This window comes from Enterovibrio paralichthyis, from assembly GCF_019209835.1.
GTDB classification, from domain to species: Bacteria; Pseudomonadota; Gammaproteobacteria; order Enterobacterales; family Vibrionaceae; genus Enterovibrio; species Enterovibrio paralichthyis.
Map to the genome: position 1 here is coordinate 21,763 of NZ_JAHUTS010000023.1, position 25,982 is coordinate 47,744.

A 25,982-nucleotide genomic window follows, 5' to 3' on the forward strand; every position below is an offset into this window, starting at 1 on the left:
TTTTTTCTTGCAGTCTTGGTGTCAGACTGTTCATAATTCCGAAGAATAAACCTTCCAGCAACTGTAAGGTCAAGCATGAATTTGAGACAGAGGTGATTGAATGAAAATTAATGAGATCGCCCGTTTGACGGGACTGACGCCCAAGACCATCCGCTTCTACGAACAGAAAGGGATCATCAGCGAACCGGCGCGTGCCGAAAACGGTTACCGTGCTTACGGTCAAAAACACATTAATGAACTGCAGATGATCCGCCGCTCCCGTTTGGTGGGGTTCAGTCTGGATGAATGTCAGGCGTTGCTTGAAATGTCCCGCAACCCAAATATGCGAAGTGCGGATGTGAAACGAAAAGCGTTGGAGAAAATCGCGGAGATTGACGAAAAAATATTGGAGCTTCAGGCGATGAAAACCTCGTTGCATACACTGGCGGATGCGTGCCCCGGTGATGACAGTGCCTGTTGCCCGATCATTGATGCCCTTTCTGAAGGGGACGAAAAGTAAAAAAGCGCCGGAAAGGCGCTTTCGCTCATCGTGGACAGGACCAATCAGTAAAGCAGTGAGTAAAGCTGGCGGCGGTAACGTGCGGCTATTTCATTACCTTGACCCAACGCAGCCAGGATATCCATCATGGTTTTCTTGGCTTCACCAAAGTTCATGTCTTTGCGCAGGATACCCATCAGCAGCTCCAGCGCTTCTTCCTGACGGTTTACCTGACTGAATTGAACAGCAAGCTCAAACGCCAAATCATGGTTGTTTTGGTCTGCTTCAAACGCGCTTTGCAGTTCGCGTATTTCAGGGGTATCTGCCGCTTGCTTGTGCAGCTCCACTTTCGCTACCAGCGCTTTGTATTGCGCATCTTGATCTTGCATTAGCACGGTAGCGAGCACCGCTTCAGCCAAATCAAATTGCTGGGTTTCAACAAAGCACTCAGCAACAGCCAGCTTGAACTGGCCATTCTCACCTAACGCTGCTTCAACAGATTTCAGCAAAGGCAGCGCTTCAACATAGTTGCCGTCAGCCATCAGAGCTAGCGCATTCTTGAATACCATTTCATCCTGGCTTGGTAGGTGACGCACCAGCATTTCACGAACCGTGTCTTCGGTTTGTGGGCCAGCAATGCCATCCACAGGCTGACCGTTGCTGAACAGTGCAATGGTTGGCAGTGCGCGAACGCCAAACTGGGCAGCTAGCATTTGCTGTTGTTCACAGTTGAGCAGGGCAAGGGTGAACGCGCCTGCATACTCGTGAGCGAGCTTCTCAAGTGCCGGGATAATTTCGGTGCTTTCCGGGCTCATTTGCGCCCAGAAATGGATAAGTACTGGCGTTTCTACAGAGCCTTCAAGGATCGGCTGAAAATTTTGCTCAGTCAGTTCAACAATATAATTCGGATGCATAACGTCGCCTGATCGTTAGGGGATGAGTGTGCTTGGGTATAAAGGTGGGGCGCGCGCTGAGAAAATTCAAGGCATTATCCGTCAAAAGGCGCAGAAAACTTGGAGAGTTTGACGCGGGATCAACCGGAGGATCGATTTTCCCAGCAACGAAAAAGGCCACTGATAATTCAGTGGCCTCAATCTTTTGCGCTCGTCGATGTGAAACGCTGACTTAAAACACAAGCAATACTGCCAGCGTTACACTCAAACAGAGCCAGTTCAGTTGACTAAGGGACATAGTCCGGCTCCTTTTGGGGTATTTGTTCTTTTATTGTTTCCCCGTTCACTTCCTGTTCCGACATGCGTCACATCTGTGTGGCTGATGAGGGCAGGTGTTTCACGGTACAAGGAGAAGCTTAGCTAAGGTTTATGACAGATTAATGAATACAAAACGGCTTTTTGCACTGTATTTTTTGTGAGAACGGTCTAAGTTAGCCACCTTTTGCTAACAAACGGTCTAACGTTTTGGCGGGCAAGAGCCTTTTACACAGCGCCATGTACTGGGTGGGCTTGGTCACCCGGTAACGTATTTTGGGGTTGGCTGAGGTCAGCGCGTGCACCAAAGGTTCAACAATCGCATCGGCTGGCAGCGTGTATTTATTGGAAGAGTGTTCGCTTTCCAATCGTGCCTGCTGAGAGAGGTAATCGTTTTTAAAACGGCTGCTTTCCGGATTGATATAGCGGAAAAATGCGTTCAATGCGTTGGCGCGAAAACGGCTCTCGATAGGGCCGGGCTCGATCAAACTTATCTTTATCGGCGTTCCTTCAAGCTCAAGGCGGATCGTATCTGTCCAACCTTCAACAGCAAATTTACTGGCGTTATAAGCGCCGCGAAATTTCAGCGCCACAAATCCCAAGACCGAACTGTTTTGCACAATGCGGCCTTTTCCGTTTTCGCGCATCATCGGGATCACCGCCTGGGTCAGGGTGTGCCAGCCAAAGAAATTGGTTTCAAATTGTTTCCGCAGCGCATCAGTGGGCAAATCCTCCAGTGCGCCGGGTTGACCATAGGCTCCGTTGTTAAACAAACCAAACAGTTTGCCTCCGGTCAGACTTTTCACTTCTTCCACGGCTTTGAGAATGGAGGTTTCATCGGCCAGGTCGAGGTGTATACAAGTCAGCCCTTCTGCTTTCAGCTGCGCGACATCTTCCTGTTTTCGGCACGACGCAATCACGTTAAAGCCCTGTTTTGCCAGCGCGTGGGCGCACACATAGCCGATGCCGGAGGAACAACCGGTCATCAATACGGCGTTGTTCATTGCGTTTTTATCCTTGTTCGTTCAGGTGCGGAAGCAGGTTCTCGGTCACATATTCTGCAATCCAAGGTTGGGCGACCGGTTTGGGATGCAGCCCGTCAGACATCATCCAGCCATCGGTCAGCACCACTTTTTCCATAAAAAAGGGCAGTAATGGAATTTGCATTTCTTTACTTAATGCTGGATAGATATCAGCAAAAGCCTTGCTGTATCGTTGACCATAGTTAGGTGGGATTTGGATCTGCATCAGGGCGACCTGGGCTCCACTTTCCTGACTTAAGTTGATCAATTTAGTGAGGTTCTGGCGTATCTGCTTGGGAGGGAAGCCCCGCAAGCCGTCGTTGGCACCCAACTCAATCAAAACCCATTCCGGCTGATGTTGTTCCAGCAGTTGTGGCAACCTATCCAGGCTGTTGCCTGTGGTATCGCCGGAAATACTGGCATTGACGACCCGGGTGATGTCACTCGATTGTGCCAGTTTCGGTTCAATTAACGTCGGCCAGCTTTTTTCTATGGCCATTTGATAGCCCGCGCTCAGGCTGTCGCCCAAGACCAAAAGCGTTTGCGAAGAAACGCTGAAACTCATCATCAAAAGACAGAAAGAAAGGATGCGAAACATGACTACTCCAGTGATCAGGGCCAGTAACGTGTCAAAAACCGTGAGGACAAATGCACAGTCTCTGACCATTCTGCAGGATGTTTCCCTTCAGGTCGAGCAAGGGGAAAGTATTGCTTTGGTTGGGGTTTCCGGCGCAGGCAAATCAACACTCATGACTTTACTTGCGGGTCTGGACACCCCAAGCGTGGGGGAAATCGAATTGCTGGGCAAACCGCTTAGTCAGTTGGATGACGATGCGCGCGCTGCGCTCAGGGCTGAATCTATCGGTTTTGTGTTCCAAAGTTTCCTGCTGGTGCCATCGCTCACGGCGCTGGAAAACGTATTGCTGCCTTGCACCATCCGTGGTGATGATGAAGACGAAGAAAGGGCAATGTCCCTGCTGGCATCCGTTGGCCTTAAAGGGCGTGAAACCCATTTGCCGTCGCAGCTTTCCGGTGGTGAACAGCAGCGTGTTGCCATTGCCCGCGCCTTTATGACCAAACCCCGCGTGCTGTTTGCGGATGAGCCGACCGGCAACCTAGACCAACACACCGCGGCGACCATTATTGATCTGCTGTTTGCCCTCAACCGCGACCATGGGACGACGCTGATCCTTGTTACCCATGACCCAGCGCTGGCTGAGCGCTGTCACCGTACCTTGCATCTCAATGCGGGCGAATTGATGGGGGCAGCATGAAGAACAACCTGACCTGGCGCTGGGCGTGGCGCGAACTCACCCATGGACAGCTCTGGCCGGTTGTCGCAGCGCTGGCACTCATTATTGCCTGTGTGTTTGCGCTTTCTGCGCTGGCGGGGCGGATTGAATCTGTGCTGACCCAGCAGGGGCGTTCAATGCTCGCAGCGGATATGGTGCTGCGCAGCAACCAGCCAGTGAGCCCTGATACGGTCAGCGCTTTAAGCCGTGATGGCGTGGAAAGCTCCAGCCAGACCCGCTTTGGCACCATGGCATTTAGCGAAAACGACATGCAGCTTATCAGCGTGAAGGCGGTGGAAAGCAACTACCCATTGCGTGGAGTGCTTGAACTGCAGAATGCGCAAGGCATTCAGAGTCAGGTCAAACCGGGTGAGCTTTGGCTGGAGGAGCGCCTATTTTCACTGCTCAACGTTAAACCGGGCGATAAGGTGGACGTGGGTGATCTGACCCTGACAGTCAGCGGAAAAATTGTCTCTGAGCCTGAGCTTTCCTTCAACCCGTTCAGCCAGATGCCAGCTGCCATGATGCACCTGAGTGATGTGGAGGCGGCGGGTGTGGTGCGCCCCGGCAGCCGGGTCAGCTACCGCTATTTCTTCCGTGGTGATGATGATGCTTTGGCGGCGGTTAAAGACACCTATTCGCTGCAAGAAGGCCAACGTTGGATTGATGAAAACACTGGGGATCGCACCGGCGATATACTGGAGCGCAGCCGCGGTTATCTGTCTCTCACTGTGGTGCTTGTGATCATTATGGCGGCGGCAACCCTGCTGCTGACCTGTCAGCATTATGTCGACAGCCGCACCCAGACCCTGGCAATGGTGAAAAGCCTCGGCGCACAGCGAAGCTGGGTTCGCCGCTGGCTTGGCCGACAGCTTGTTATGTTGATGCTGATGGCGACAGCGTTGGGGCTGGGCTTTGGCTTTATGCTCGAATACCTGTTGCGTCTGCCGCTCGGCGATGTCCTGCCTTCTCCTTTGCCGGGCTACGGTCTGTTGCCTTGGTTGCTTGGGCCAATCGTTGCTTTGCTGGTTGCCCTGCCTGCACTTGGCATTCCACTTATCCGCCTGATTGAAGCGCCTGCCATGAGCGTGCTTCAGGAGCAGACCTCTGTGAAGGCGCGGAAAAATCCATGGAGCTGGCTGCTGGCGGCTGTGCCTGTGCTGGCCTTGATCGCCTGGTCCTACGATAACCGTTTGCTTTGGTTGGTATTGGCTGCGCTGGTGGTGATGCTGAGCCTGTTGGCGGCGATTGGGGTGATGGTGCTGCGCTTTGCACAAAAACGGGTTCGCCATCCAGCCTTTAAACTGGCGTTGAGCCGCATTACGCGAAACCCGGCAGCCAGCGGAGCCCAACTTGGTGCGCTCGCCACTTCGTTCATGTTGCTCACTATTATCTGGCTTTTGCGCACCGATCTGTTGGAGGACTGGCAGCAAACCCTGCCGCCGGACGCGCCGAATGTGTTTGCGCTTAATATCGCCAAAAGTGAGCTAGATGATTATGTCGGGCGACTGGACACCAATAGCCTTGAACGCTCGGAGGCCTACCCGATTGTGCGGGGACGTCTGGTGGCAAGCAACGGTGAGCACTACGCCGAGTTGACGCCGGACAGGCAAGAGCGCGACGAAGCGCTGCGCCGTGAGCTGAACTTTACCTGGCGCGATAGCCTGCCAAGCCATAATGATTTGATCGCGGGGCAATGGCCGACGGAAGGGGGCGTGTCGGTGGAATCTGGCATTGCCGACAGACTGGGATTGAAGCTCGGGGATGTGCTGACCTTTTCGGTCAACAGCCAGGAGTTTGATGCGACGGTCAATTCCATCCGGGATGTGGAATGGCGAAATATGAAGCCTAATTTCTACTTCATCTTCGACCCAGCGCTGGTGGAAAACCTACCAGCAAACTGGTTGGTGAGTTTCAGGCTGGAAGATGGGCAAAGCGAGATCCTTAACCAGCTGGGGCGGGATTTCCAGACCGTCACCTTGCTTGACCTTCGCACCATGAGTGGCCGCATTCAGGTGATCCTGCGCCAGGTGAGTTTGTCTTTATCTGTACTGGCGGGGCTGGCCGTTGTCAGTGGCCTGTTGCTTCTGCTGACTCTGCTGCGGATTACCCTGGCAGAAAGGCAGCGGGAAATCATGCTCTACCGGACGCTGGGCGCAAGCAAAAAACGCATCAACACCACGCTGTGGGCGGAATACGGCATCATGGCGCTGGTCTCGGGCTGTATGGCGGTGGGCGGTGCTGAGCTTGCGATGGCGGGGCTGCTGAAGTGGGGCGTTGAATTGCCGGTGCGGATCCATCCTGAAGTCTGGCTCAGCCTGCCAACACTGGCTGTCGGGCTGGTGTTCGTGACGGTTGCCTGGATGCTGCGGGGATTGCTGGAGCCGCTGAAACGCTGATTTCCCGCGATGACAGAAACGACAAGGCCAGCCGAAAACGGCTGGCCTTTTTGTTGCTTTAACCGTTTCGGGTGAGGTCGAGCGGCGCAAAATTGGCGTGATTCGGGAAGGTCTCACGGATTGTTGCGTCAGACGCGCCCAACCAACGGGCGAGCGCAATATACACCTGATCAGCAGCGATGGTCGGCAGCAAGCGGCCGCGTTCAACAGCATCCGGCCCTTCCGGTCGGTAGTCAGGCCAGGTGCCGATAAACGCAGAGCCATCGATTGCCCCACCCATCACAATTTGGTGTCCGCCCCAGCCATGGTCTGTGCCTGTGCCGTTCGCCGGAATGCGGCGGCCAAAGTCGGAGTGGGTAACAGTGATGACATTGTCGTGCAGTCCCAAGAGTTTGAGGTGAGCATTGAAGGCCGCCATGGCATCACTCAATTCCGCGTACTTCTCATTCAGGGCACGGTTTTGATCAGCGTGGGTATCAAAACCGCCAAGTTGCAGAAAGAATATCTGCGTGCCCTGATTCAGCTCTGTGCTTTTGCGGATCAAGCGCGACGTCATGCGAAACTGGGTACCAAGCCCCGTGTCCGGATAGAGCGGCATATCGTCTTCATCGGCAATGCTGTCAATCACGTCCATCAAGGTGTTTGCAACGTGAATAGAATCCTTGCCGACGGACGCCAGTGTTTGGTCAAAAGCGTCGCCATCCACCTCAGCAAAGTAGTCATCCAGCGCAGTAACAGTGTTGGCATTGGCATTCAGCTCGGTGATCTTTTTGCCCCGGATAATGTTCTGATTCAGCGTGTTTGCGCGCAGAAGCTGGGTTTCACCGGCATGGCTGTATAGCGGAGCAAGGTTGGTACCTGACAGATCCTGGTGCAGCACATCCATCAAACGTCCTGCCCAGCCCGTTGTCAGGCTGTAACCCACAGCGCCTTTTTCCCACTCGTTCTTTTGCGAGTTGTGGGAAAACAGAAATGGCGGTAACCGATAGCCCTGGGTTTCTGCTTCTTCCTTGGTCAGCGGTTCGCGAAGGATGCCGCTGTTGACGATGACACTGGCTTCCCGATTGGCAAAAACCTCGGCCAATTTGGTCATTTTCGGGTGCAGGCCGAGCGAAACCTCGAGATTGTCCCGGCAGCGTCCCGTTGCCGGAACAGGCAACAACTGTTCTTTAGCCAACGCAAGATCAGGGCGCACATCAAAATAGGTTTGGTAGTGCGTTTCGCTGGTGGGAACCACCATATTGGCGGCGTCATTCCCACCATCCAGCAGCACGCAAACCAGCGCTTTGCTGGCTCCTGTTGAGCCTGCAAAGCCCAGCGGCGCAGTCAGCACGGAAGGTGCAGCGACAGAAAGCACAGTGATGTTCTTTAGAAAGTCACGACGGGTAACCATATCTACCTCTGGATCAAAAATTCGGGACTAGTCACCACCAGGGTGAGCGCAATGGCCGCTTTGTTCTGGTAAATCCGCTCTGAAGCAATGGCATTCATCATGGCGACACGGAGCGTATTGCTCATTGCTCCATCAAGAAAGCGTGCATTGATAAGATCAGGCAGGGCATTCTCATCCGCTGACTGTGCAGCAGTGAAATAGGCTGACAGATCCAGATAGATAGCGTTGTCACAGCGAACGGTATCCGGTTTGTACACCCTTGAAAAACGCGGACGCAGCGCATTCTGGTAACTGATAAATCCGGCCCATGGCATGATTTCAAATTCAGGTGCCTTCAGCCCGCTGTCGGAAAGCGGCCCGCTGGGGCTGAATTCCGGTGAATAAAAGTTAAATACGGATGTGGCTGCCAGTGGTCCCTGTGCAATGGAATGGAAAATTTCATTGGTATCAAGGGGAAGGGCATCCTTACCGCCATAGGTTTTCGCGTTGAGGATCCGGAACACTTCGGCGACAGCCAGGATTGGCTCTTTGAGTTTGGCTACCGGGTAGCGCTCAGGATTGCTTGAACCGTTTAGAGCCTCGTCATCCAGCCAAATTGCCGCGAACACACTTTCCATGTCGCCACGAATTCCCTGCCCGTTATCGTTAAACGCCTGGGCAACACGCTCGATGTAAGCCGGAGAAGGGTTTGACGTCACCAGACGCTGGATCAGGTGGCGCGCGACAAACGGCCCGGTGTTCGGGTGCTCGAAAAGAATATCCAACACATCCTGCACATCTTTCAGCGGTGTTTGACCGGCAGGGAGCGTATGGCCGAAAACGGTTTTTTCGCCATCATCGTGCCAGCTTCCCCATTTGTCAGAGCCCGGCATCATAGGCTGGATCAATCCTTTTCCATCCACCGGGCGGTTGGTTTCAGGGTCGATAACGCGGTCGGAATAGGTCCAGCCACTGAATGCCCGCGCAATTTCTTCGACATCACCCTGAGTGTAGGTTTGGATTTTATTGCCCTGGCTGTCCAGCTTGGGCGTGCCATCTGTGTTCAGCTCGTACAAACCGATGGTAAAGAGCTGCATCACCTCCCGCGCATAGTTTTCATCCGGATACGTGCCGCGTTTAGGGTTGTGCTTTTTGCTGTTCACCATGCTGAGGTAACTGCCCATGGCCGGGCTGAGCGTGACGGCTTCAAGCAGGTCGCGGTAATTGCCGAAAGCATGTTGTTGCAGGATATCGTAATACGCAGCAAGGCTTTGTGGGTAACGGCCGATATAGGCAAAGCGGCGGCTGACAACCAGGATCTGGCTCAGGGCGAACGCTGCGCGCTGGCGAAGCTGGTCTTGTCCATACAGCATCTGATCCCACCAGATTCCGTCACGGGCGGTGGTTGAATTGGGGCGGACAAACCAGCAGTTGGATGGCGGTGCCATCGACTCGATCGTTGGCAGGGCGGCCTCAAGCATCTTACGTTGAGAGGTAACGGGCAGGTTGAACTGCTGCTCCATCCAGTTGATGTACCCCATCCGGTTGAGATCTGCTGAAAGCGAGGCTGAGTTGCCTGCCGTCGCGCGTTCAATAAAGCTGTGTTGTTGCTGCTCAGAAAGGTAGGCAGGCGCGTTGTCCGGCAACCATGATGGCAGGTTTGGTACCGTTACGGACGGGATTTCGCTTTTACCGTTGCAACCCAGTAAAAGTGGGAGCATTAAGGTGGCCAGCAGGGGGATTTTGTTCATTCTTTCTCTCGGTGTATTGAGGTGCGGGGAATCTAGGCAGGGCTGTTAAATTGGTCAAGAAGAAAGGGAAATATTACGCACTAATGTCATATTTGTGAGATGTCGTTGAGGAATTTTAACCACTTCCGCTGCGGGACAGCGGCAAGGAAAAAGACAGCGTGAAAGGGAGCGGATGAAAGCGCAGGGCTGGCTTGCTCTGCGCTCGTTATCAGGGAAGGCTTTTATTGCAGCAGGTTGTCTAACGCTGGCGATAAATCGGGATATTCAAACCCGTACCCGCTGTTTTCCAGTGCCCGCGGCACAGCGCGCTGGCTGTCGAACAATAACTGGCCGGCTTCACCCAGCATCAATGAAATGACGAATTTCGGGGTGAACAGGAAGTGGGGACGGTGCAGGGACTTTGCCAGTGACTGGCTGAAGACTTTGTTGGTGACCGGCGTTGGCGCTGTGAGGTTAAACGGCCCACGCGCGTCGGCATGGTTGAGTAAGTGAATGATGCCACCCACCATGTCATCAATATGGATCCAGGGGAAATATTGGTGTCCATCGCCAATCGGCCCGCCCAGTCCGAACTGGTAAGGCAGCAGCATTTTCTTCAATGCCCCGCCTTTTTTACTCAGTACGATGCCGGTACGCAGTAGGCATACCCGGGTTAAATCAGAATCAGCCCTCATGGCAATTTTTTCCCAGTTTGCGCAGACGGAGTGGGCAAAGTCAGAAGCGTCCACCACCAGAGACTCATCAATGATCCTGTCACCCTGATCGCTGTAATACCCGACCGCTGAGCCGCTGATAAAGGTGTGGGGCGGGGTGTCTGCCGCCTGGATCAAATCCACCAGCTTTTGGGTGATCCCCCAACGGCTGGAGCAGATGATGCCCTTTTGGTTTTCCGTCCAGCGTTGATCCACGATGGGTTCCCCAGCGAGGTTTATCACCGCATCAATATGGTTCATGCCACCCAGCTGGCTGAGGTGGTTAATCAGGTGGACTTTTTCAGGTAAAACGCGGCTGGCTTTCTCCGGCGAGCGCGTCAACACGGTGATCTCGTGGGAAGCGAGCCGGGGGATCAATGCCCGGCCGATCAGTCCGGTGCCGCCGGTGATAAGGATATGCATGTGACAGTGCCCCTCAAGTGGTTATTAGAACCAGTATGCATTCAATTGGTTAATTGATCAGCCAGACAATGATCTTAATGCCGAAAATCGTGAGTCCCCTGTTAGCTGTATCACCCTATTGATATTGTGGATTGGAAATTTCGCTGACCTTGGCCCAGTTTTAAAGACACAAATGTACTTTTCGCCTTAGTTTTGTTTTTTCGGAGTATCAGTGAAGGGATTGGCTGCATTACTCACTGCGATGTTAGGCAGCCTGAAAGACTTGCTGCCCATCATCCTTGTCATCGGTTTTTTCCAAATCATCGTTTTGCAACAACCTCTGCCAGACTGGATATCGATCATGGTCGGTTTGGTGCTGGTGGTCGTAGGGCTGACTTTCTTTGTTTTTGGCCTGGAAATGGGTTTGTTCCCCATCGGTGAATCCATGGCTCACTCCCTGGCGCGAAAGGGCAGTGTGTTCTGGCTGATTGTCTTTGCTTTCCTGCTTGGCTTTGGCACCACGATTGCAGAGCCTGCGCTAACTGCGGTTGCGGCGGAAGCAGCGCAAGTGGCGGCGGAGGGGGGCATGATAGGAATGACGCCAGAAGCGCAGTCGTCCTATGCCAATGGCCTTCGGGTGACGGTGGCACTGTCTGTTGGGTTCGCCATTGTATTGGGAGTGCTCCGTATACTCAAAGGCTGGCCTATTCACCGCATCATCATTGGCGGCTACATCCTGGTGGTGATTATGACCGCCTTTGCCCCGCGCTATATCATCGGGATCGCATACGACTCGGGGGGCGTGACAACATCCACGATCACTGTGCCTCTCGTGACAGCTTTGGGGGTGGGGCTGGCGACGGTCATCAAAGGCAGAAATCCCATGGTTGATGGCTTCGGCCTGATTGCCTTTGCATCACTCTCACCCATGATATTTGTGATGGTTTACGGGATGGTGGTGACATGACAGTCCTGTTAGACCTCATTCCTACTTTCATTTCCACCCTGTTTTCCACTGTGGTGGATGTCATTCCCATTGTCTGCATTCTCTTCGGCTTCCAGCTCGCGGTGCTGCGAAAACCCATCGTGAATCTGAAGCGGATCATCTTTGGGTTTGTTTACGTCATCCTTGGGTTATCGCTGTTCTTGATGGGGTTGGAACTGGCGCTGTTCCCCCTCGGCCAGTCCATGGCGGTGCAGCTCACCGCACCGGAATTTTTGTTTGGTGAGGGGATGAGCATGCCCCAAACCGTTACCTGGCAGCACTATTACTGGGTTTACCTGTTTGCTGCAGCCATTGGATTTAGTACCACGGTGGCAGAGCCTTCTCTGATTGCAGTGGCGATCAAAGCCTCGCAGGTTTCCGGTGGCGCGATTAGCGTGAATGGGCTGAGGTTTTCAGTCGCACTGGGTGTGGCGATGGGGATCTCGCTCGGTTGCTACCGCATCGTGGCGGGTGACCCCATTCACTTTTACATCATTGCCGGTTACATCGTGGTGGTGATCCAAACCTTCTATGCACCTAAATTTATTGTGCCGCTGGCCTATGACTCCGGCGGCGTAACAACGTCAACCGTGACTGTACCCTTGGTGACGGCGTTGGGATTGGGACTGGCATCCACCGTGCCGGGAAGGAGTCCACTGATAGACGGCTTTGGTCTTATTGCCTTTGCCAGCCTTTTTCCCATGATTACAGTAATGGGATATGCGCAGTTAACCGAGTGGGCCGCTAAACGCGGACGCGCTCAATAACCAAGAGGGATTAGCAATGCGGTTCAAACTGATAGTGGCCTTCATTGAAGACTCCAAAACCGATGCGGTACTGGATGCAGCGCGTGACGCGGGGGCAACAGGTGCGACGGTAATTAATAACGCGCGGGGCGAGGGGCTGACCAAACAGAAAACCTTTTTTGGCCTGACACTGGATGTGCAGCGTGACGTCATGCTGTTTGTGGTGGAAGAGCACCTTGCCCGCAGTGTGCTGGAAACCATCAACGAGGTTGGCGAGTTTGATGCGACGTCCGGCAAGGGAATCGCTGTGCAACTGGATATTGAGGATGCCGTTGGGGTGGCACATCAGGTGCGCGAGTTAAGTAGCGTGATTGAGGAAGAACTATGAAAACGACAAAAAAAGTCAGGGAAGTCATGAAGCAGGATTTTGCGCTGATAGATGGATTGACCACGGTTTCTGAAGCGATCCGGATTGCGCGGGATAAAGAAATCAAGGCGCTGATCGTGAAAAAGCGCGATGATCATGATGAATATGGACTGGTGTTAATGAATGACATCGCTAAAAAAGTGCTGTCACAAAACCGTTCGCCGGAGCGGGTTAACGTTTATGAGATCATGACCAAACCTGCACTGGGTGTATCGCCGGATATGAATGTGAAATATTGCGCCCGCCTGTTTGAGCGCTTTGGTATCAGCCGGGCACCCGTCATTGAAAACGGTGAGGTGCTGGGTGTGGTGAGCTACAACAGCATAGTCATGTACGGCATGGTGTCGGATTAAAACAGCATGCCTTTGCGGCGATCAGTGGCGGTCAATATGGCCGAGATCGCGATCGGGAGCAAAAACGTCCCGCACACGTTGTTTCAACACTTTGGCGTCGGGAAACCCGCCATCGCGTTTGCGCTCCCAGATAAGCTCGCCATTGCAATGGATTTCAAACCGCCCGCCAGTGTCGGGATGGAGGGTCAGGCTGGCGACTTCCTCGCTGAAGGTCGAAAGCAGTTCCTGTGTCATCCAGGTTGCACGTAGCATCCAGTTGCATTGGCGACAGTAATAAATATCAATGGTGACTTTTTCCATTAGAGCACTCCCCATACAAGCTTCACCCCGACCGCAAAGGTCAGCAGCTCAAACGCAATCTTGATAAGACGGTTACTGTATTTGTCCGCCATGTAGGCGCCAAGGTAGCCACCCAGCATTGAGCCAAGCAACAAGGCCGGTATCCACGGCCAATAGATTTCAGCGCCTGCCCACGCCAGTGTCACTGCTCCCAAACCGTTCCAGAACAGGCCTACACTCACTAGTGTCAGTGCCACCGCCTGTTTGTAATCGAGCCCAAACCAGCGCACAAGAAACAAGGTAACGAATAGGCCAGTGCCTGCGGTAAGGGAGCCGTTCAGGAGCCCGATAGCACTAAGGCCAAGGCAGCCGATGACAAGCCCAAAGGTGGTTCGGTTACGTGGCTCTGCTTCCTGCCCAAGGGATTTACGCATTCGGGAATAAAGACCAAGCAGGATGATAAATGCACCGAGCAGGCCTTCCGCGACAGGGCCTGGAACAAACAAAATCAGGTTGGCACCGATGATCACCCCGGTTGCTCCTGCCAGGGTGACATAGACGGTGAGCTTGGGGTCAAGGTTACCGCTGCGCCAGTGCTTGAGTGCCGCGCCCAGACCTAAGGCGACAGACGCTACTTTATGGGTGGCGAGTGCCACTGAAAAGGTGAGGCCGAGAAACAGCAACAGGGGCAACTGCAAAAGACCAGAACCGCCGCCTGCCAAAGAGGCGAGGGTGTTGGCAAACAGAGAACCGATAAAAAGCCCGAGGGTTGAGAGAAAGTCCATATTCGCTCACGACAATTCAAAGTGAAAAAGCAGTGTAGCAGTTTGTCTGCAGGTAGAAAAAAGCCCGTGGAGATCACAGGCTTTTGATTGGGAGCAACGGTGTGGATTGGTTGAAAGACTGCTTACCAGCCTTTCACCGCGCCGCCGTCAAACAGCTCATCAGCCGCGCTGAATACTGCGTCAGTTTGGTATGCCTGAACGAACTGCTGCACGTTCTGTGCTTTTACGTTATCAGTGCGCGCCACAATCAGGTTCACGTATGGTGATTCCTTATCTTCAACAAAGATGCCATCTTTTGCTGGCGTCAGGTTGATTGCATTGGCGTAGGTGTTGTTGATGATAGCCAGCGTGACGTCATCCAGAGAGCGTGGCAGTTGCGCTGCTTCCAGTTCGATGATTTCCAGGTTTTTCGGGTTTGCAGTGATATCCAGAACGGTCGCCTTCAGGCCCGCTTCGTCTTTCACTTCAATCAGACCCTGCTTTTCAAGCAGCAGCAGTGAGCGACCAAGGTTGGTTGGGTCGTTAGGCACGGCGATTTGCGCTCCGTCTTCGATTTCCGCGACGGATTTCACCTTGCTGGAGTAACCGGCAATTGGATAAACCAGGGTGTTACCCGCGATTTCAAACTTGTAGCCACGGTCAGTGATTTGCTGATCCAGGTATGGCTTGTGCTGGAACGCGTTGGCGTCGATGGAGCCCTCTTCCAGCGCCGCGTTTGGCGACACGTAATCGGTGAAGGTCACCAGCTCTACGTCCAGACCGTATTTTTCTTTCGCTACTTTTGCTGCAACTTCAGCGATTTGTTCTTCTGCACCGGCCATCACACCGATTTTTACTTTAGACAGATCAACCGTCTCTTCCTGGCCACAGCCGGTCAGTACCAGTGCCGATGCCAAACCTACAGCGGCTGCAATTTTCTTGAGCGTAAAAGTCATCTTGTATCTCCTTGATTTTATTTTCCATTTATGACGGATGGCGCAGCCACCCGCGTTTTATCTGTGGTCTACCCGTTTAACCAGGTAATCACCGAGTGATTGAATGAGCTGCACCAGAATGACCAGCATGACGACGGTGATCAGCATGACAGTGCCGTCAAAGCGTTGGTAACCGTAGCGGATACCCACATCGCCCAGACCGCCGCCGCCAACAGCACCGGCCATGGCGGAGTAACTCACCAGCGTGACCAGGGTGATGGTCGCGCCGTTCAGAATACCCGGCAGTGCTTCCGGCAGCAGTACTTTGCGGATAATTTGCAGTGGGGTTGCGCCCATTGCCTGCGCCGCCTCAACCAGACCTGCCGGTACTTCCAGCAGTGCGCCTTCAACCAGACGGGCGATAAACGGAATGGCGCCCACGGTCAGCGGCACAATCGCAGCGCTGGTACCGATAGAGCTGCCCACCACAAAGCGGGTGAACGGGATTATCGCCACCAGCAGGATAATGAAAGGGATAGAACGGCCAATGTTGACTACAGTGCCCAGCACCTTGTTGAGAAGGGCATTTTCCAACAGGCCGCGCGGTTTGCTCAGGTGCAGCAAGACGCCTACAGGAATGCCAAATAGAAAGCCAATCGCACCGGAAACAAACACCATGGTGAGGGTTTGGCCGAGAGCATCAATCAGAAGGTTTACCAGGCGTTCGTTCTCTGCGAACCAACCTGAAACGGCAGCAATATTAAGCGACATAGCCCAGCACCTCGATGTTTACATTGTGTTCCTTCAAAAATGTCAGCGCGCGGGCGACGTTTTCTTCTTCTCCGAAAAACTCCGCCAGCATCAGGCCAAATTTCACGCCCCCGGCGTAATCCATGTCAGAGCTTAAAATGCTTACATCAATGTCGAACTTTCGGGAAGCCTGACTGATGAGCGGGGCATCCACACTGGCGCCGGTAAACTCAAGGCGTACCAATGGCGGCAGGGTACCGTCGTTTTGCGGCTGCAGGCGCTCGGCGTAATCCTGCGGGATCGACAAATCCAGCGTCGAGCGGATAAAGGTGCGTGCCAACTCGGTTTTCGGGTGGGCGAAGATGTCGCCCACCGGGCCTTTTTCCACCAGTTCTCCGTCGCCAATGATGGCCACTTCATGACAGATGCGCTTCACCACATCCATTTCATGAGTGATGAGCAAAATGGTCAGTCCCAGTTTCTGGTTGATGGTTTGCAACAGGTTGAGGATGGCGTGGGTGGTCGCTGGATCCAGCGCGCTGGTGGCTTCATCACACAGCAGCACTTTTGGCTCACTTGCCAGTGCACGTGCAATCGCAACACGCTGCTTCTGGCCGCCACTGAGGTTGGACGGGTAGCTTTGGTGTTTGTCATTGAGGCCAACCAGATCCAAAAGCTCCGTCACTTTTCGCTGGATGTGCTGCTTGTCTTTGCCAGCAAGCTCCAGTGGCAGCGAGACGTTTTCGAACACAGTGCGTGAAGAAAGCAGGTTGAAGTGCTGGAAGATCATGCCAATCTTCTGGCGCTCGCGCGTCAAATCAGACTGGGAGAGGGCAGTCAGCTCAACACCGTCGACAGACACCTGTCCGCTGGTTGGGCGTTCCAATAAATTCACAATGCGGATCAGGGTGCTTTTGCCGGCACCGGAAGCGCCAATCACGCCAAAGATCCTGCCTTGGGGGATCTGGAGGTTAATATCGCGCAGGGCATGGATCGTTTGTGCGCCCTGTTTGAACTCCTTATTAACCTGTTTTATCTCGATCATATGCCGTCCTGGACAAAATCCGTTTAAGAATCGAATAAAAATGCAGCGATTGTTGTTGGATTATTGCTGCTATCTGGTTTTTGATGCTATTTGCTGTTGCAACTTAAGTCAATGGATATTTTTACGGCTAGACGTCTAAACGTATATTTGATTTTGAAGAGAGAATAAAACGGGAAAATAGAAGGAGATAGGGTGTTGGCGTTGTGTGTCTTTCACCCTAGAAATACCGAATCCCTCACGCTTTGTAACCTTATTTTTGCAGTTGCACATTTTAACTGACTGCTTTTTGTACTGGCGCACTGATTCAGGATGTGGGATGCAATAAACTGACGTGCTTGGAATGGTAATAGGGACAGGGATGTGAGGACGTCATTTAAAACAATGATGTTAGCGACAAGCGCCTTAAGCTGGCTGCTTGTCTCACTGATGCCTGTGATCAATGCCCACGGCAGTAACGCCGGTGTTTGGGAAACCCTGTGTACCGTTAACGGATTTAAGCTGGTCAAGCTCGATACGGCTGACACTTTGCAGGGCACGGGTAAACATGATGGCAAGCCTTGCCCCTTTGCCAATTTTTCAACGTTTCACCACCTCACCCTGAATACCTCACAAACGTATACTCAAACCCGCTTTGTTGGGCGCCTCGATTACTCTTTAATGGCTCGAAGAGTAAAGTTTGAATCGCCCATCCCCCGCGCACCGCCAGTGAGTATTCCGTCAATTGTTCAAGCTTTCCAAGGTTCCTTTCATTTCCTTCCTCATTGCTTTCCCATTTTCCCTCTTCATTTTCCGACATCCTCTGGCACATCGCTTATCGGCCACAGAGCACTTTTGCAATCAGATGGTTAAATAAACGACGGTCATTGTTTGACCGACTTCAAACTCCCTCGTGCTGAGGCTACTTGCGATGGCCCAGAATGAGTAAAGTTATTGCAACATCTTATTAACCGTGTGTTGGTGGATGTGACAGGGACTTTTCAAGGCAGCGCCCACCGTTATACCTATTACCATTTCGTGTTGCCTTATCGATATCGCCATTCCGAGCAAGGAGACTGAAACATGTTAAAACGTCGTTCGTTTCTCGCTGCGACCACAATAGCACTGGGTGTGCTGCTGTCCGGTTGTGGAGAAGAGAAGCAGGAAGCTGCTGCACAGGCACAACCTGCTGAACAGGAAAAAATCACCTGGAAAATGGTGACCACCTGGCCAAAGAACTTCCCCGGTTTGGGAACAGGGGCGAACAACCTCGCTGAGCTGATCACGGACATGAGCGATGGCCGCCTTGAGGTGAAAGTCTACGGTGCTGGCGAATTGGTCGGTGCGCTGGATGTGTTTGATGCAGTCTCGCGCGGTACAGCGGAAATGGGGCATGGCGCAGGCTACTACTGGAAAGGTAAAGCGCCGGCAGGGCAATTCTTTGCTGCGGTGCCTTTTGGTCTGACTGCGCAGGAAATGAATGGCTGGATTTACAGTGGCGGAGGTTTGGAGCTGTGGGCAGAAGCCTATGAACCATTCGGTATTATCCCGATGCCTGCCGGTAACACCGGTGTGCAAATGGGCGGTTGGTTTAACAAGGAAATCAACAGCATTGACGATCTGCAAGGTTTGAAAATGCGTATTCCTGGCCTGGGCGGCGAAGTGCTGAAACGTGCGGGTGGTACGCCGGTACTGCTGCCGGGTGGCGAAATCTTCCCTGCACTGCAATCGGGTGCGATTGACGCGACTGAGTGGGTAGGCCCTTACAACGATTTGGCGTTTGGTCTGCACAAAGCGGCGAAATACTACTACTACCCAGGTTGGCACGAGCCGGGCACAACCCTGGAAGCGCTGATTAACAAAGCCGCGTTTGACAAACTGCCGAAAGACCTGCAATCCATTGTGCTGGCAGCTACCCGTGTTGCAAACGCAGACATGCTGGCGGAGTTTACCGCGCGCAACAATGCGGCGCTGGAAAGTCTGGTGAATGAACACAATGTGGATCTGCGTCCGTATCCGAAAGAAGTGCTGACCCAGCTGCAAACCCTGGCTGACGAAGTGGTGGCGGAGCAGGCTGAAGTGGATGCGATCAGTAAGAAAGTGTACGACTCTTACAAATCGTTCCGCGATCAGGCGATTGACTGGCATGCGATTTCCGAGCAAGCCATGTTGAACGCGCGTAACCCTCAATAAGTTCGAAAGGCAGCACCCTGTGTGCTGCCGCTTTCGTGTAGAAATCCCCAAGCCTTTTGGCTGAAGTTAGAGTTCTCGTATGGATACCGCCTCTCCTTTTCTTATATCCCTGATCAAGGGGATCAACCGATTCAGTGACTGGACCGGGCGCCTTGTCTCTTGGTTTGTGTTGGCGATCGTGCTTATCACCTTCGTGGTGGTCGTGATGCGATACATTTTCAACACAGGCTCCGTCTTTATGCAGGAGTCGGTTCTTTATTTTCACAACTACGTCATCATGTTGGGTGCGGCTTATGCCTTGTTGAAAGGCGCGCATGTGCGCGTAGATATTTTCTACCGCCCAATGTCAGACAAGAAAAAAGCCTGGGTGGATTTGCTGGGTTTTGTCTTTCTTTTGCTGCCAACCTGCGGCTTCATTTTCTTTATAGGATGGGATTACGTGGCTGCGTCCTGGCATATTCTTGAAGGCTCGCAGGAAGCGGGTGGGGTGAATGCCCGTTATATCTTCAAAACCAGTATCTTGTTGATGCCTGCTCTGGTGATCCTGCAAGGCATTGCGGAGTCCCTGAAAGCGGTACTGACGCTGATGGGCTATCAGGATGCAGTCAAACAACTGGATGAACACGATGAGGAGCACGCACTATGACAGAGTTCCTCGCCCTGTTTCTTTTCCTGTTTACCTTCGGTGTGCTGTTGTTGGGTTATCCGGTGGCTTTCTCGCTGGGAGGCTCGGCACTGCTGTTTTCCCTAATTGGCTGGTTGACTGGTACCTTTGATCCGGCTTTCCTTGAAGCAATCCCAAACCGCATTTCCGGCACACTTTCTAATGAGTTGCTGGTGGCTATTCCGCTTTTCGTCTTTATGGGCGTGATGCTGGAAAAATCCAAAATCGCAGAAGATCTTCTCGATACCATGGGACAGGTCTTCGGTGGTCTGGCCGGTGGTCTTGGTATATCAGTCACCATCGTGGGCATGCTGTTGGCGGCGAGTACTGGCATTGTAGGCGCAACGGTTGTGACCATGGGTTTATTATCCCTGCCTTCAATGATGAAGCGCGGCTACTGCCCGCGTATCGCCACGGGAACCATCTGTGCCTCGGGCACGCTTGGGCAGATTATTCCGCCGTCTATCGTGCTGGTGCTGTTGGGGGATGTTATCTCCTCGGCATACCAACAAGCGCAACTTGATCAGGGGATTTACTCACCGGAAAGTGTCACTGTCGGCGATTTGTTCCTTGGCGCACTAGTGCCGGGTTTTGTGCTGGTCGGGCTATATATTGTTTACCTGATTGCCATTGCGATCTTCCAGCCGCATCGCGTACCACCGATCCCAGCGGAAGATCGCAAGGTCAGCAAAGAGCTTTACCTTCAAGTGCTGACGGTGCTGATCCCGCCGGTGCTGCTGATTGTATTGGTGCTGGGCTCTATCCTGACCGGGATTGCTACACCGACTGAAGCGGCTTCGGTTGGCTCTGTCGGTGCGATTGTACTGGCTGCCAGCAAGCGCATGTTCAGCATACCTATCCTCAAGGAAGTGTTGCGCACCACCACGGAAGTGACAGCCATGGTGTTTATGATCCTTATTGGGGCGTCGATTTTTGCGTTGGTGTTCCGTGGATTTGGCGGCGATGACATCGTGCGGGATTTCCTGCATAGCCTGCCAGGGGGCGTGTTCGGTGCCATGTTGCTGGTCATGTTGGTGCTGTTCCTGCTTGGGTTCTTCCTCGACTTTATCGAAATCACCTTCGTCGTGGTGCCTATCGTTGCACCGATATTGCTGACAATGGGGGTTGATCCGGTCTGGCTGGGGATCATGATTGCACTGAACCTGCAAACCTCCTTCCTGACACCGCCATTTGGCTTCTCGCTGTTTTACCTGCGCGGGGTTGCGCCGGGCTCAATTTCCACCAGTGACATTTACCGTGGTGTACTGCCGTTCATCGTGATCCAGCTGATCGTACTGTCACTGCTTGCCTACTGGCCAACAATGGCAACCTGGTTGCCGGAGCTGGTTTACGGCTAAAGCGTACAATGGCCTCCTGTTGTGGAGGCCAATTTTTCAACGTTATATTGCTTGACGGCGACAAAGGCTCGGTTTCTACTACGCTTCTTTTTGCTTGTTATGTCCGGAGTTTAAGTGACATCTGCAGTCGATATCGCCATGCTGGCGGTGTTTATCCCCACTTTCTTTTTTGTCTCTGTCACACCGGGTATGTGTATGACCCTAGCGATGACGTTGGGTATGAGTATTGGTGTTCGCCGCAGCCTTCACATGATGTGGGGTGAGCTGATTGGTGTTGGTCTGGTGTCGCTGGCATCTGTCGTGGGTGTGGCGGCAATCATGCTGAACTATCCGGGGCTGTTCAACGTGCTCAAATATGTTGGCGGCGCGTACCTGTTTTATCTCGGCGTACAGATGTGGTTGTCTAAGGGCAAAATGGCCATTCCGGACGACCTTTCTGCTAAAGGGAATACATCCGCAATGACGCTGGCGATGCAGGGCTTTGTTACGGCGATTGCCAATCCGAAAGGGTGGGCGTTTATGGTTTCTCTGCTGCCGCCATTTATCAATCCGCAGATGGAACTGGTGCCTCAGCTCTCGCTGCTAATCGGCATTATTCTGCTGACAGAATTTGGCTGTTTGCTGCTGTACGCAAGCGGTGGCCGTACGCTGCGCCATTTCCTGCAAAAAAGCGGAAATGTAAAGATGATGAACCGGATTGCCGGGTCGTTGATGATGGGTGTCGGTGTTTGGCTGGCAATGGGCTAATCGCCCGGTTTTAGTCTTTGTAGGTCTCTGCGATGCGGATAAATTCGTGTTGGAGATCGAACATGATATCGACCAACAGGGGGTCGAAGTGCGATCCCCTGCCTTCGCGGATAATCGCAAACGCTTCGTCATTGGTCATCGCGGCCTTGTAAACCCGTTTACTCACCAGCGCATCAAACACGTCAGCTACCGCCATCAAGCGGGCACTGAGGGGAATATCTTCCCCGGCTAGACCTTGCGGATAGCCAGAGCCATCCCACTTTTCATGGTGGCCATAGGCAATTTCTTTTGCCGCGCTCAGGAACGGGTAGTTCGCGCCCACTTCCTCTTCTGCTTTCACAATTGCATCGTATCCCAACTTGGCGTGGGTTTTCATGATGTCGAATTCTTCTGCCGTCAGCTTGCCGGGCTTGAGCAAAATGGCATCCGGGATCCCTACTTTTCCGATGTCATGCAATGGCGCGGTTTTGAACACCATATTGATAAAGTCTGGTGTCACGATATCCGGGTATTTGCCGCGAAGATAAAGCTGGTCGGCGAGGATTTTGACGTAGTACTGAGTGCGGACAATATGATTCCCGGTTTCCTGATCGCGGGTTTCCGCCAGACTTGCCAAAGCGTTAATGGTGACATCCTGGATGACGCTCAGCTCTTTGAGCCTGCGTTGTACTTCCGCTTCCAGAAACGCATTCTGATCGTGGAGGAAATCTTTGGAGGCTTTGTTCTCAAGGTGAATACGGATTCGCGCCATGGTGATCGGTGGGCTGAGAGGCTTTTTGATGTAATCGGCAGCGCCGACAGAAAAACCAAACTCTTGATCTTCGCCTTTGGATTTAGACGTGAGGAATATTACGGGAATGTCCTGACCATTTTTTTTGGCCTTTATCTGGCGACACACTTCATAGCCGTCCATGCCCGGCATGACGACGTCCAACAAGATCAAATCGATGGCAAACTTTTCAACGATTGCCAGCGCTGTCTGTCCATTGGTTGCCGCTTTCACCTCATAGTCGTCTTTCAGCATTTCGCTGACAAACACAAGGTTTTCAGGGGTGTCGTCGACAACCAAGATTGTAGCGCGCTTTTTTCCCTTGTTTTGCGGTGACACCATTAACCGGATCCTGATTCACTTTTCACTTATTCAATCCTAGGTCTACTCTTACTAATGTTCCAATTATGAGTCGCATTATTTTAATTGAGACATGCGGTTACGCGATACAGAGGCTTTCACAGATGAAGGCTGTCTGGTCAGTCGCGGTAATGCGGATGACTGAAGACAGACCACAGGTATCAGCATGGTCAGTACAGGGGTTAGAGAAATCGCCAATATCACCTCGGTCATGGGGAATCAGTGCGGAGCAGGGCAAGTGCTGAGGCAAGGGCTTTTTTGTTTATCTGTTTTCGTGTATGCCATGTTCACAGCCGCCTCATTGCGCGCCGAAGAAGAGCATGGGTACCTGTCTGTCAGGGAATTGCCTCCTCAGGGCGAGGGCATAATTAGTCTGGTCCCGCTTCTGGTCGGGCTGGTGATATTTCTCCTGGCGATTCTGATATGGGGCGCTTCCAGCTACAAAGCTCTGCAACAGCGCCTCAAGGAGAAACACGAGGCCAACCTGCAACTGGAAAAAGATCTCGATATTGCAAAGCGTTCAGCCAAAGTGGCCTATCAGGCGAAAAAAGAGTTTCTCTCTAATATGTCCCATGAATTTAGGACGCCACTAAATGCCATTTTGGGGATGTCCCAGTTGGCGCTGGACAGCGGTCTTGAAGGCAAGCAGCAGCGATATATCAAACGGGTGATCAGCGCAGGAAACACGCTGTTAGATGCTCTGAATGAAGTGTTGACCTTTACCCGGGTCAAGGCCGGTAAACTCCAGATTGAATGGGTGGAGTGTAACCTTGAAACCGTTCTGACACCGGTCGCCACGGTATTGGGCGAGCGGGCGCAGGAAAAAGATATCCTGTTTTGTATCGATCTGGATTTGGCAATTCCCAAAATCATTGATGCTGATTCAGTGCGCCTGACTCAGGTGCTGATGGCGCTAGGGGATAACGCTATTAAGTACACGGAGGAAGGCGAGGTTACCCTGTCCGTCACCCTTGAATCGTGCCGTGAGTCGGACATTAAAATCCGGTTCACTATCAGCGACACTGGGGTGGGTATTCGCCGGAAGGATTTGGAAGACCTGTTCCGCCCTTTTGCTCAGGCTGATAGCTCGGCATCCCGTCAACGGGGAGGTAGGGGGTTGGGATTGGCGCTATCCCGGGAGCTGGTCTCTATGATGGGAGGGCAGCTGCAGGCAGAAAGCCGGCTCGGGGAAGGCAGTGTTTTCTCGTTCACACTGCCCTGTCAGTCTGGCCTGCGTGAAAGCTCCCGTCTTGGTGGTGCATGGGCAAGAACCCTGACAGCAAAAAGCGTGCTGGTGATATCGCCCCACAGCAGTTTTATCAACAACATCAAGGCGCCCCTTATCTATGTCGGTGCCAACGTCAGTCAGTGTCTGAACTGGGCTGATGTGGAAACGCGCCAGTCAGCCATCGAGCAACGCTGCTTTGAGCACATTATTGTTGATTGGGAATTTCTGCCTGCGGAAGAAAAATCAGCCCTGTACACCTTATTCAACCGCCTTTCACGAGAGCAATCCATACTCCTGCTCTGCCACCAGAAACATGGACTCGACCTCCTCGATACCCGACCCAATTTTGCGTTCAGTTGTCTCTCTATGCCGGTGTTGCCGTCGTTGCTGCTGAAAACATTGACGCAGGAAACTCACACTGTCTCTCCGTTCAAACAAGAGCTGCAGGAAGTTGAAATTGAGGACTGGCCTGACGAGGAATTGGGCGTTCTCGATAAGGTGGTGTTGCTGGTGGAAGACAATCTTATCAATCAGGAAGTGGCGCTGGGGGCACTGGAATCCCTGCCGGTGAATGTCCTTGTTGCGAATAACGGTGCCGAAGCGGTGGAGATGGTGAAATCGCATCCCGTTGATATTGTCCTGATGGACATGCAAATGCCGGTGGTTGACGGGGTGATGGCGACCCGGATTATCCGGGAAGAGTTGGGGATGTTGCGCCTGCCCATTTTGGCCATGACGGCAAACACCCATCCCCATGACATTGCAGCTTGCCGGGACGCGGGAATGAACGCCCATATTGCTAAACCCATCGACTTTGATCTGCTGAGAAACCAACTGATTGAATGGTTGACGCAAGAAGAAAAAGATGCGGAAAAAACGGATGCTCCGGTTGAAAGGACGATGCTTTTTACGCCTGCAGAACCAGAACCAGAACCAGAACCAGAACCAGAACCAGAACCAGAACCAGAACCAGAACCAGAACCAGAACCAGAACCAGAACCAGAACCAGAACCAGAAGTGCCCATAACGCCACAGATTGTGCCGATTGCAGCCCAACAGGAAGGTGCTGTGACCGAACCGTCCCGAGGGAGAATAAACATGGAATACGACGATATGATGTTTGACCTGATGGTCGACAATGTTCCCGGCATTAACCTCGGTGAAGGGGTGCAGCGACTGGGAGGCAATAAAGCCAAGTACCTGAAAATACTGTCGCTGTTTTTAAATTCTCAAGCCAAGGCGATGGAGCAGCTTTTGGCTGATGGTACGATGGAAGACAAGGCAATTATGGCTCATTCCTGTAAAGGGGCGGGAAGCAACATTGGGGCGACAGATATTTCTGCAACGGCAGCAGTGCTTGAAGAAAAGTACAACAACGGTGAGGTAGTCACTGAAGGGGAAGTGCAGGCGTTGCAGGCGATGATCCTGGAGGCGCTGCAGAAATTCGACGAGATCGCCCAAAGTGCTGCGACGGCCGAACCGGTAACGACAGAGCCGGAAGAAATAAAACCGCTGGATGCCTACCTGGTGGAACAGTTGAATGTGTTGCTGGTCAGCTTGCAGGAATTTGATATCGAAGTGCAGGACAAAGTGTCGGCATTGTCGAAATCCCTGCCACAGTGGTGCAACCAACTCGAGGAATTCAAACGGCTGCAGGAGGCGGTTAATCAGTTCGATTTCCTGACGGCGGAAGAGCACCTCAAGGCACTACAAAAGAAAACCGGATAAGACGCAACTACGGAAACAAAAAAGCCGATGCATTGCATCGGCTTTTGTCATTTCAAAGC

General features: G+C 52.8%; 25 protein-coding genes. 12 read left to right on the top strand and 13 right to left on the bottom strand.

What is annotated here, in order from left to right:
• Positions 1 to 100: 100 nt before the first annotated feature.
• Positions 101 to 499, top strand: coding sequence for a Cu(I)-responsive transcriptional regulator (gene cueR, locus KU854_RS19780; protein ID WP_218360067.1), 399 nt, complete (start codon positions 101 to 103; stop codon positions 497 to 499).
• 44 nt (positions 500 to 543) lie between these two features.
• On the opposite strand, the gene KU854_RS19785 is transcribed toward cueR, so the two are convergent.
• The 3 genes from KU854_RS19785 to tesA form a co-directional block, all read right to left on the bottom strand.
• Positions 544 to 1,392 (bottom strand): thioredoxin family protein, encoded by an 849-nt coding sequence (locus tag KU854_RS19785; protein ID WP_218360068.1) that lies wholly within the window; start codon positions 1,390 to 1,392, stop codon positions 544 to 546.
• A gap of 470 nt (positions 1,393 to 1,862) precedes the next feature.
• Complete coding sequence (locus tag KU854_RS19790; protein ID WP_218360069.1) at positions 1,863 to 2,690, bottom strand: SDR family oxidoreductase; 828 nt, start codon at positions 2,688 to 2,690, stop codon at positions 1,863 to 1,865.
• Positions 2,691 to 2,697: 7 nt separating this feature from the next.
• Positions 2,698 to 3,306 (bottom strand): multifunctional acyl-CoA thioesterase I/protease I/lysophospholipase L1, encoded by a 609-nt coding sequence (gene tesA, locus KU854_RS19795; protein ID WP_218360070.1) that lies wholly within the window; start codon positions 3,304 to 3,306, stop codon positions 2,698 to 2,700.
• Here tesA and KU854_RS19800 point away from each other — a divergent pair.
• The gene (locus KU854_RS19800) at positions 3,305 to 3,982 is read left to right on the top strand and encodes an ABC transporter ATP-binding protein (RefSeq protein WP_054778477.1); all 678 of its coding nucleotides are present in this window, start codon (positions 3,305 to 3,307) and stop codon (positions 3,980 to 3,982) included. The genes tesA and KU854_RS19800 overlap by 2 nt on opposite strands.
• A complete protein-coding gene (locus tag KU854_RS19805) occupies positions 3,979 to 6,399 on the top strand; it encodes an ABC transporter permease (protein ID WP_218360071.1) in 2,421 nt (806 codons plus the stop codon). The genes KU854_RS19800 and KU854_RS19805 overlap by 4 nt, the downstream gene beginning before the upstream one ends.
• 58 nt (positions 6,400 to 6,457) lie before the next feature.
• On the opposite strand, the gene KU854_RS19810 is transcribed toward KU854_RS19805, so the two are convergent.
• The 3 genes from KU854_RS19810 to KU854_RS19820 form a co-directional block, all read right to left on the bottom strand.
• Positions 6,458 to 7,792: a DUF1501 domain-containing protein gene (locus KU854_RS19810; RefSeq protein WP_218360072.1), complete on the bottom strand. Its 1,335-nt coding sequence runs from the start codon at positions 7,790 to 7,792 to the stop codon at positions 6,458 to 6,460.
• A gap of 2 nt (positions 7,793 to 7,794) precedes the next feature.
• Complete coding sequence (locus tag KU854_RS19815) at positions 7,795 to 9,522, bottom strand: DUF1800 domain-containing protein (protein ID WP_218360073.1); 1,728 nt, start codon at positions 9,520 to 9,522, stop codon at positions 7,795 to 7,797.
• Positions 9,523 to 9,743: 221 nt separating this feature from the next.
• Positions 9,744 to 10,637, bottom strand: a complete 894-nt coding sequence (locus tag KU854_RS19820) for a TIGR01777 family oxidoreductase (protein ID WP_218360074.1) — start codon at positions 10,635 to 10,637, stop codon at positions 9,744 to 9,746.
• Positions 10,638 to 10,878: 241 nt separating this feature from the next.
• Between KU854_RS19820 and KU854_RS19825 the strand changes: the two genes are divergently transcribed.
• The 4 genes from KU854_RS19825 to KU854_RS19840 are packed head-to-tail and all read left to right on the top strand — an operon-like array spanning position 10,879 to position 13,127.
• Complete coding sequence (locus KU854_RS19825; RefSeq protein WP_054778484.1) at positions 10,879 to 11,583, top strand: DUF1538 family protein; 705 nt, start codon at positions 10,879 to 10,881, stop codon at positions 11,581 to 11,583.
• A complete protein-coding gene (locus KU854_RS19830; protein WP_218360076.1) occupies positions 11,580 to 12,368 on the top strand; it encodes a DUF1538 domain-containing protein in 789 nt (262 codons plus the stop codon). Before KU854_RS19825 ends, KU854_RS19830 begins: the two co-directional genes overlap by 4 nt.
• Before the next feature lie 16 nt (positions 12,369 to 12,384).
• On the top strand, positions 12,385 to 12,735 hold the full coding sequence (locus KU854_RS19835; protein ID WP_054778485.1) for a P-II family nitrogen regulator: 351 nt from the start codon (positions 12,385 to 12,387) through the stop codon (positions 12,733 to 12,735).
• Positions 12,732 to 13,127 carry a CBS domain-containing protein gene (locus KU854_RS19840; protein WP_218360077.1) on the top strand — a complete coding sequence of 132 codons (396 nt, stop codon included), beginning with the start codon at positions 12,732 to 12,734 and terminating at the stop codon, positions 13,125 to 13,127. The genes KU854_RS19835 and KU854_RS19840 overlap by 4 nt, the downstream gene beginning before the upstream one ends.
• A 21-nt stretch (positions 13,128 to 13,148) precedes the next feature.
• Here KU854_RS19840 and KU854_RS19845 read toward each other — a convergent pair whose 3' ends face one another.
• From KU854_RS19845 to KU854_RS25075, 6 genes are all read right to left on the bottom strand, one after another.
• Entirely contained in the window at positions 13,149 to 13,427 is a 279-nt protein-coding gene (locus KU854_RS19845) for an Rdx family protein (RefSeq protein ID WP_218360078.1), read from the bottom strand.
• Positions 13,427 to 14,191, bottom strand: a complete 765-nt coding sequence (locus tag KU854_RS19850; protein ID WP_218360079.1) for a sulfite exporter TauE/SafE family protein — start codon at positions 14,189 to 14,191, stop codon at positions 13,427 to 13,429. Before KU854_RS19850 ends, KU854_RS19845 begins: the two co-directional genes overlap by 1 nt.
• Before the next feature lie 122 nt (positions 14,192 to 14,313).
• The gene (locus KU854_RS19855; protein ID WP_218360080.1) at positions 14,314 to 15,126 is read right to left on the bottom strand and encodes a MetQ/NlpA family lipoprotein; all 813 of its coding nucleotides are present in this window, start codon (positions 15,124 to 15,126) and stop codon (positions 14,314 to 14,316) included.
• A gap of 57 nt (positions 15,127 to 15,183) precedes the next feature.
• Positions 15,184 to 15,876: a methionine ABC transporter permease gene (locus KU854_RS19860; protein WP_054778487.1), complete on the bottom strand. Its 693-nt coding sequence runs from the start codon at positions 15,874 to 15,876 to the stop codon at positions 15,184 to 15,186.
• Entirely contained in the window at positions 15,866 to 16,900 is a 1,035-nt protein-coding gene (gene metN, locus KU854_RS19865) for a methionine ABC transporter ATP-binding protein MetN (protein ID WP_218360081.1), read from the bottom strand. Before metN ends, KU854_RS19860 begins: the two co-directional genes overlap by 11 nt.
• Before the next feature lie 420 nt (positions 16,901 to 17,320).
• Entirely contained in the window at positions 17,321 to 17,446 is a 126-nt protein-coding gene (locus KU854_RS25075; RefSeq protein ID WP_336245268.1) for a hypothetical protein, read from the bottom strand.
• Between the two features lie 513 nt (positions 17,447 to 17,959).
• On the opposite strand from KU854_RS25075, the gene KU854_RS19870 reads away from it, so the two are divergent.
• The 4 genes from KU854_RS19870 to KU854_RS19885 all read left to right on the top strand — a co-directional run bounded on the left by KU854_RS19870 (position 17,960) and on the right by KU854_RS19885 (position 21,838).
• Positions 17,960 to 19,069 carry a TRAP transporter substrate-binding protein gene (locus KU854_RS19870; protein ID WP_218360082.1) on the top strand — a complete coding sequence of 370 codons (1,110 nt, stop codon included), beginning with the start codon at positions 17,960 to 17,962 and terminating at the stop codon, positions 19,067 to 19,069.
• A 79-nt stretch (positions 19,070 to 19,148) separates the two neighbouring features.
• Positions 19,149 to 19,715, top strand: coding sequence for a TRAP transporter small permease subunit (locus tag KU854_RS19875; protein ID WP_218360083.1), 567 nt, complete (start codon positions 19,149 to 19,151; stop codon positions 19,713 to 19,715).
• Positions 19,712 to 21,091 carry a TRAP transporter large permease gene (locus KU854_RS19880; protein ID WP_218360084.1) on the top strand — a complete coding sequence of 460 codons (1,380 nt, stop codon included), beginning with the start codon at positions 19,712 to 19,714 and terminating at the stop codon, positions 21,089 to 21,091. The genes KU854_RS19875 and KU854_RS19880 overlap by 4 nt, the downstream gene beginning before the upstream one ends.
• 138 nt (positions 21,092 to 21,229) lie before the next feature.
• The gene (locus KU854_RS19885) at positions 21,230 to 21,838 is read left to right on the top strand and encodes a LysE family translocator (RefSeq protein ID WP_218360099.1); all 609 of its coding nucleotides are present in this window, start codon (positions 21,230 to 21,232) and stop codon (positions 21,836 to 21,838) included.
• 10 nt (positions 21,839 to 21,848) lie between these two features.
• On the opposite strand, the gene KU854_RS19890 is transcribed toward KU854_RS19885, so the two are convergent.
• Positions 21,849 to 22,949 carry a response regulator gene (locus tag KU854_RS19890; RefSeq protein ID WP_218360085.1) on the bottom strand — a complete coding sequence of 367 codons (1,101 nt, stop codon included), beginning with the start codon at positions 22,947 to 22,949 and terminating at the stop codon, positions 21,849 to 21,851.
• Between the two features lie 301 nt (positions 22,950 to 23,250).
• On the opposite strand from KU854_RS19890, the gene KU854_RS19895 reads away from it, so the two are divergent.
• A complete protein-coding gene (locus KU854_RS19895; RefSeq protein WP_255555653.1) occupies positions 23,251 to 25,923 on the top strand; it encodes a hybrid sensor histidine kinase/response regulator in 2,673 nt (890 codons plus the stop codon).
• Positions 25,924 to 25,982 lie beyond the last annotated feature (59 nt).

What these genes read in the sequence shown, in the direction of transcription:
- KU854_RS19815 (WP_218360073.1), bottom strand. Translation starts at nt 9,522, where the DNA reads ATGAACAAAATCCCCCTGCTGGCCACCTTAATGCTCCCACTTTTACTG.
- KU854_RS19835 (WP_054778485.1), top strand. Translation starts at nt 12,385, where the DNA reads ATGCGGTTCAAACTGATAGTGGCCTTCATTGAAGACTCCAAAACCGAT.
- metN (WP_218360081.1), bottom strand. Translation starts at nt 16,900, where the DNA reads ATGATCGAGATAAAACAGGTTAATAAGGAGTTCAAACAGGGCGCACAA.
- KU854_RS19810 (WP_218360072.1), bottom strand. Translation starts at nt 7,792, where the DNA reads ATGGTTACCCGTCGTGACTTTCTAAAGAACATCACTGTGCTTTCTGTC.
- KU854_RS19785 (WP_218360068.1), bottom strand. Translation starts at nt 1,392, where the DNA reads ATGCATCCGAATTATATTGTTGAACTGACTGAGCAAAATTTTCAGCCG.
- cueR (WP_218360067.1), top strand. Translation starts at nt 101, where the DNA reads ATGAAAATTAATGAGATCGCCCGTTTGACGGGACTGACGCCCAAGACC.
- KU854_RS19805 (WP_218360071.1), top strand. Translation starts at nt 3,979, where the DNA reads ATGAAGAACAACCTGACCTGGCGCTGGGCGTGGCGCGAACTCACCCAT.
- KU854_RS19885 (WP_218360099.1), top strand. Translation starts at nt 21,230, where the DNA reads ATGCTGGCGGTGTTTATCCCCACTTTCTTTTTTGTCTCTGTCACACCG.
- KU854_RS19895 (WP_255555653.1), top strand. Translation starts at nt 23,251, where the DNA reads ATGTTCACAGCCGCCTCATTGCGCGCCGAAGAAGAGCATGGGTACCTG.
- KU854_RS25075 (WP_336245268.1), bottom strand. Translation starts at nt 17,446, where the DNA reads ATGTTTACCCGTGCCCTGCAAAGTGTCAGCCGTATCGAGCTTGACCAG.
- KU854_RS19800 (WP_054778477.1), top strand. Translation starts at nt 3,305, where the DNA reads ATGACTACTCCAGTGATCAGGGCCAGTAACGTGTCAAAAACCGTGAGG.
- KU854_RS19860 (WP_054778487.1), bottom strand. Translation starts at nt 15,876, where the DNA reads ATGTCGCTTAATATTGCTGCCGTTTCAGGTTGGTTCGCAGAGAACGAA.
- KU854_RS19870 (WP_218360082.1), top strand. Translation starts at nt 17,960, where the DNA reads ATGTTAAAACGTCGTTCGTTTCTCGCTGCGACCACAATAGCACTGGGT.
- KU854_RS19880 (WP_218360084.1), top strand. Translation starts at nt 19,712, where the DNA reads ATGACAGAGTTCCTCGCCCTGTTTCTTTTCCTGTTTACCTTCGGTGTG.
- KU854_RS19890 (WP_218360085.1), bottom strand. Translation starts at nt 22,949, where the DNA reads ATGGTGTCACCGCAAAACAAGGGAAAAAAGCGCGCTACAATCTTGGTT.
- KU854_RS19845 (WP_218360078.1), bottom strand. Translation starts at nt 13,427, where the DNA reads ATGGAAAAAGTCACCATTGATATTTATTACTGTCGCCAATGCAACTGG.
- KU854_RS19825 (WP_054778484.1), top strand. Translation starts at nt 10,879, where the DNA reads ATGTTAGGCAGCCTGAAAGACTTGCTGCCCATCATCCTTGTCATCGGT.
- KU854_RS19830 (WP_218360076.1), top strand. Translation starts at nt 11,580, where the DNA reads ATGACAGTCCTGTTAGACCTCATTCCTACTTTCATTTCCACCCTGTTT.
- KU854_RS19790 (WP_218360069.1), bottom strand. Translation starts at nt 2,690, where the DNA reads ATGAACAACGCCGTATTGATGACCGGTTGTTCCTCCGGCATCGGCTAT.
- KU854_RS19850 (WP_218360079.1), bottom strand. Translation starts at nt 14,191, where the DNA reads ATGGACTTTCTCTCAACCCTCGGGCTTTTTATCGGTTCTCTGTTTGCC.
- tesA (WP_218360070.1), bottom strand. Translation starts at nt 3,306, where the DNA reads ATGTTTCGCATCCTTTCTTTCTGTCTTTTGATGATGAGTTTCAGCGTT.
- KU854_RS19875 (WP_218360083.1), top strand. Translation starts at nt 19,149, where the DNA reads ATGGATACCGCCTCTCCTTTTCTTATATCCCTGATCAAGGGGATCAAC.
- KU854_RS19820 (WP_218360074.1), bottom strand. Translation starts at nt 10,637, where the DNA reads ATGCATATCCTTATCACCGGCGGCACCGGACTGATCGGCCGGGCATTG.
- KU854_RS19855 (WP_218360080.1), bottom strand. Translation starts at nt 15,126, where the DNA reads ATGACTTTTACGCTCAAGAAAATTGCAGCCGCTGTAGGTTTGGCATCG.
- KU854_RS19840 (WP_218360077.1), top strand. Translation starts at nt 12,732, where the DNA reads ATGAAAACGACAAAAAAAGTCAGGGAAGTCATGAAGCAGGATTTTGCG.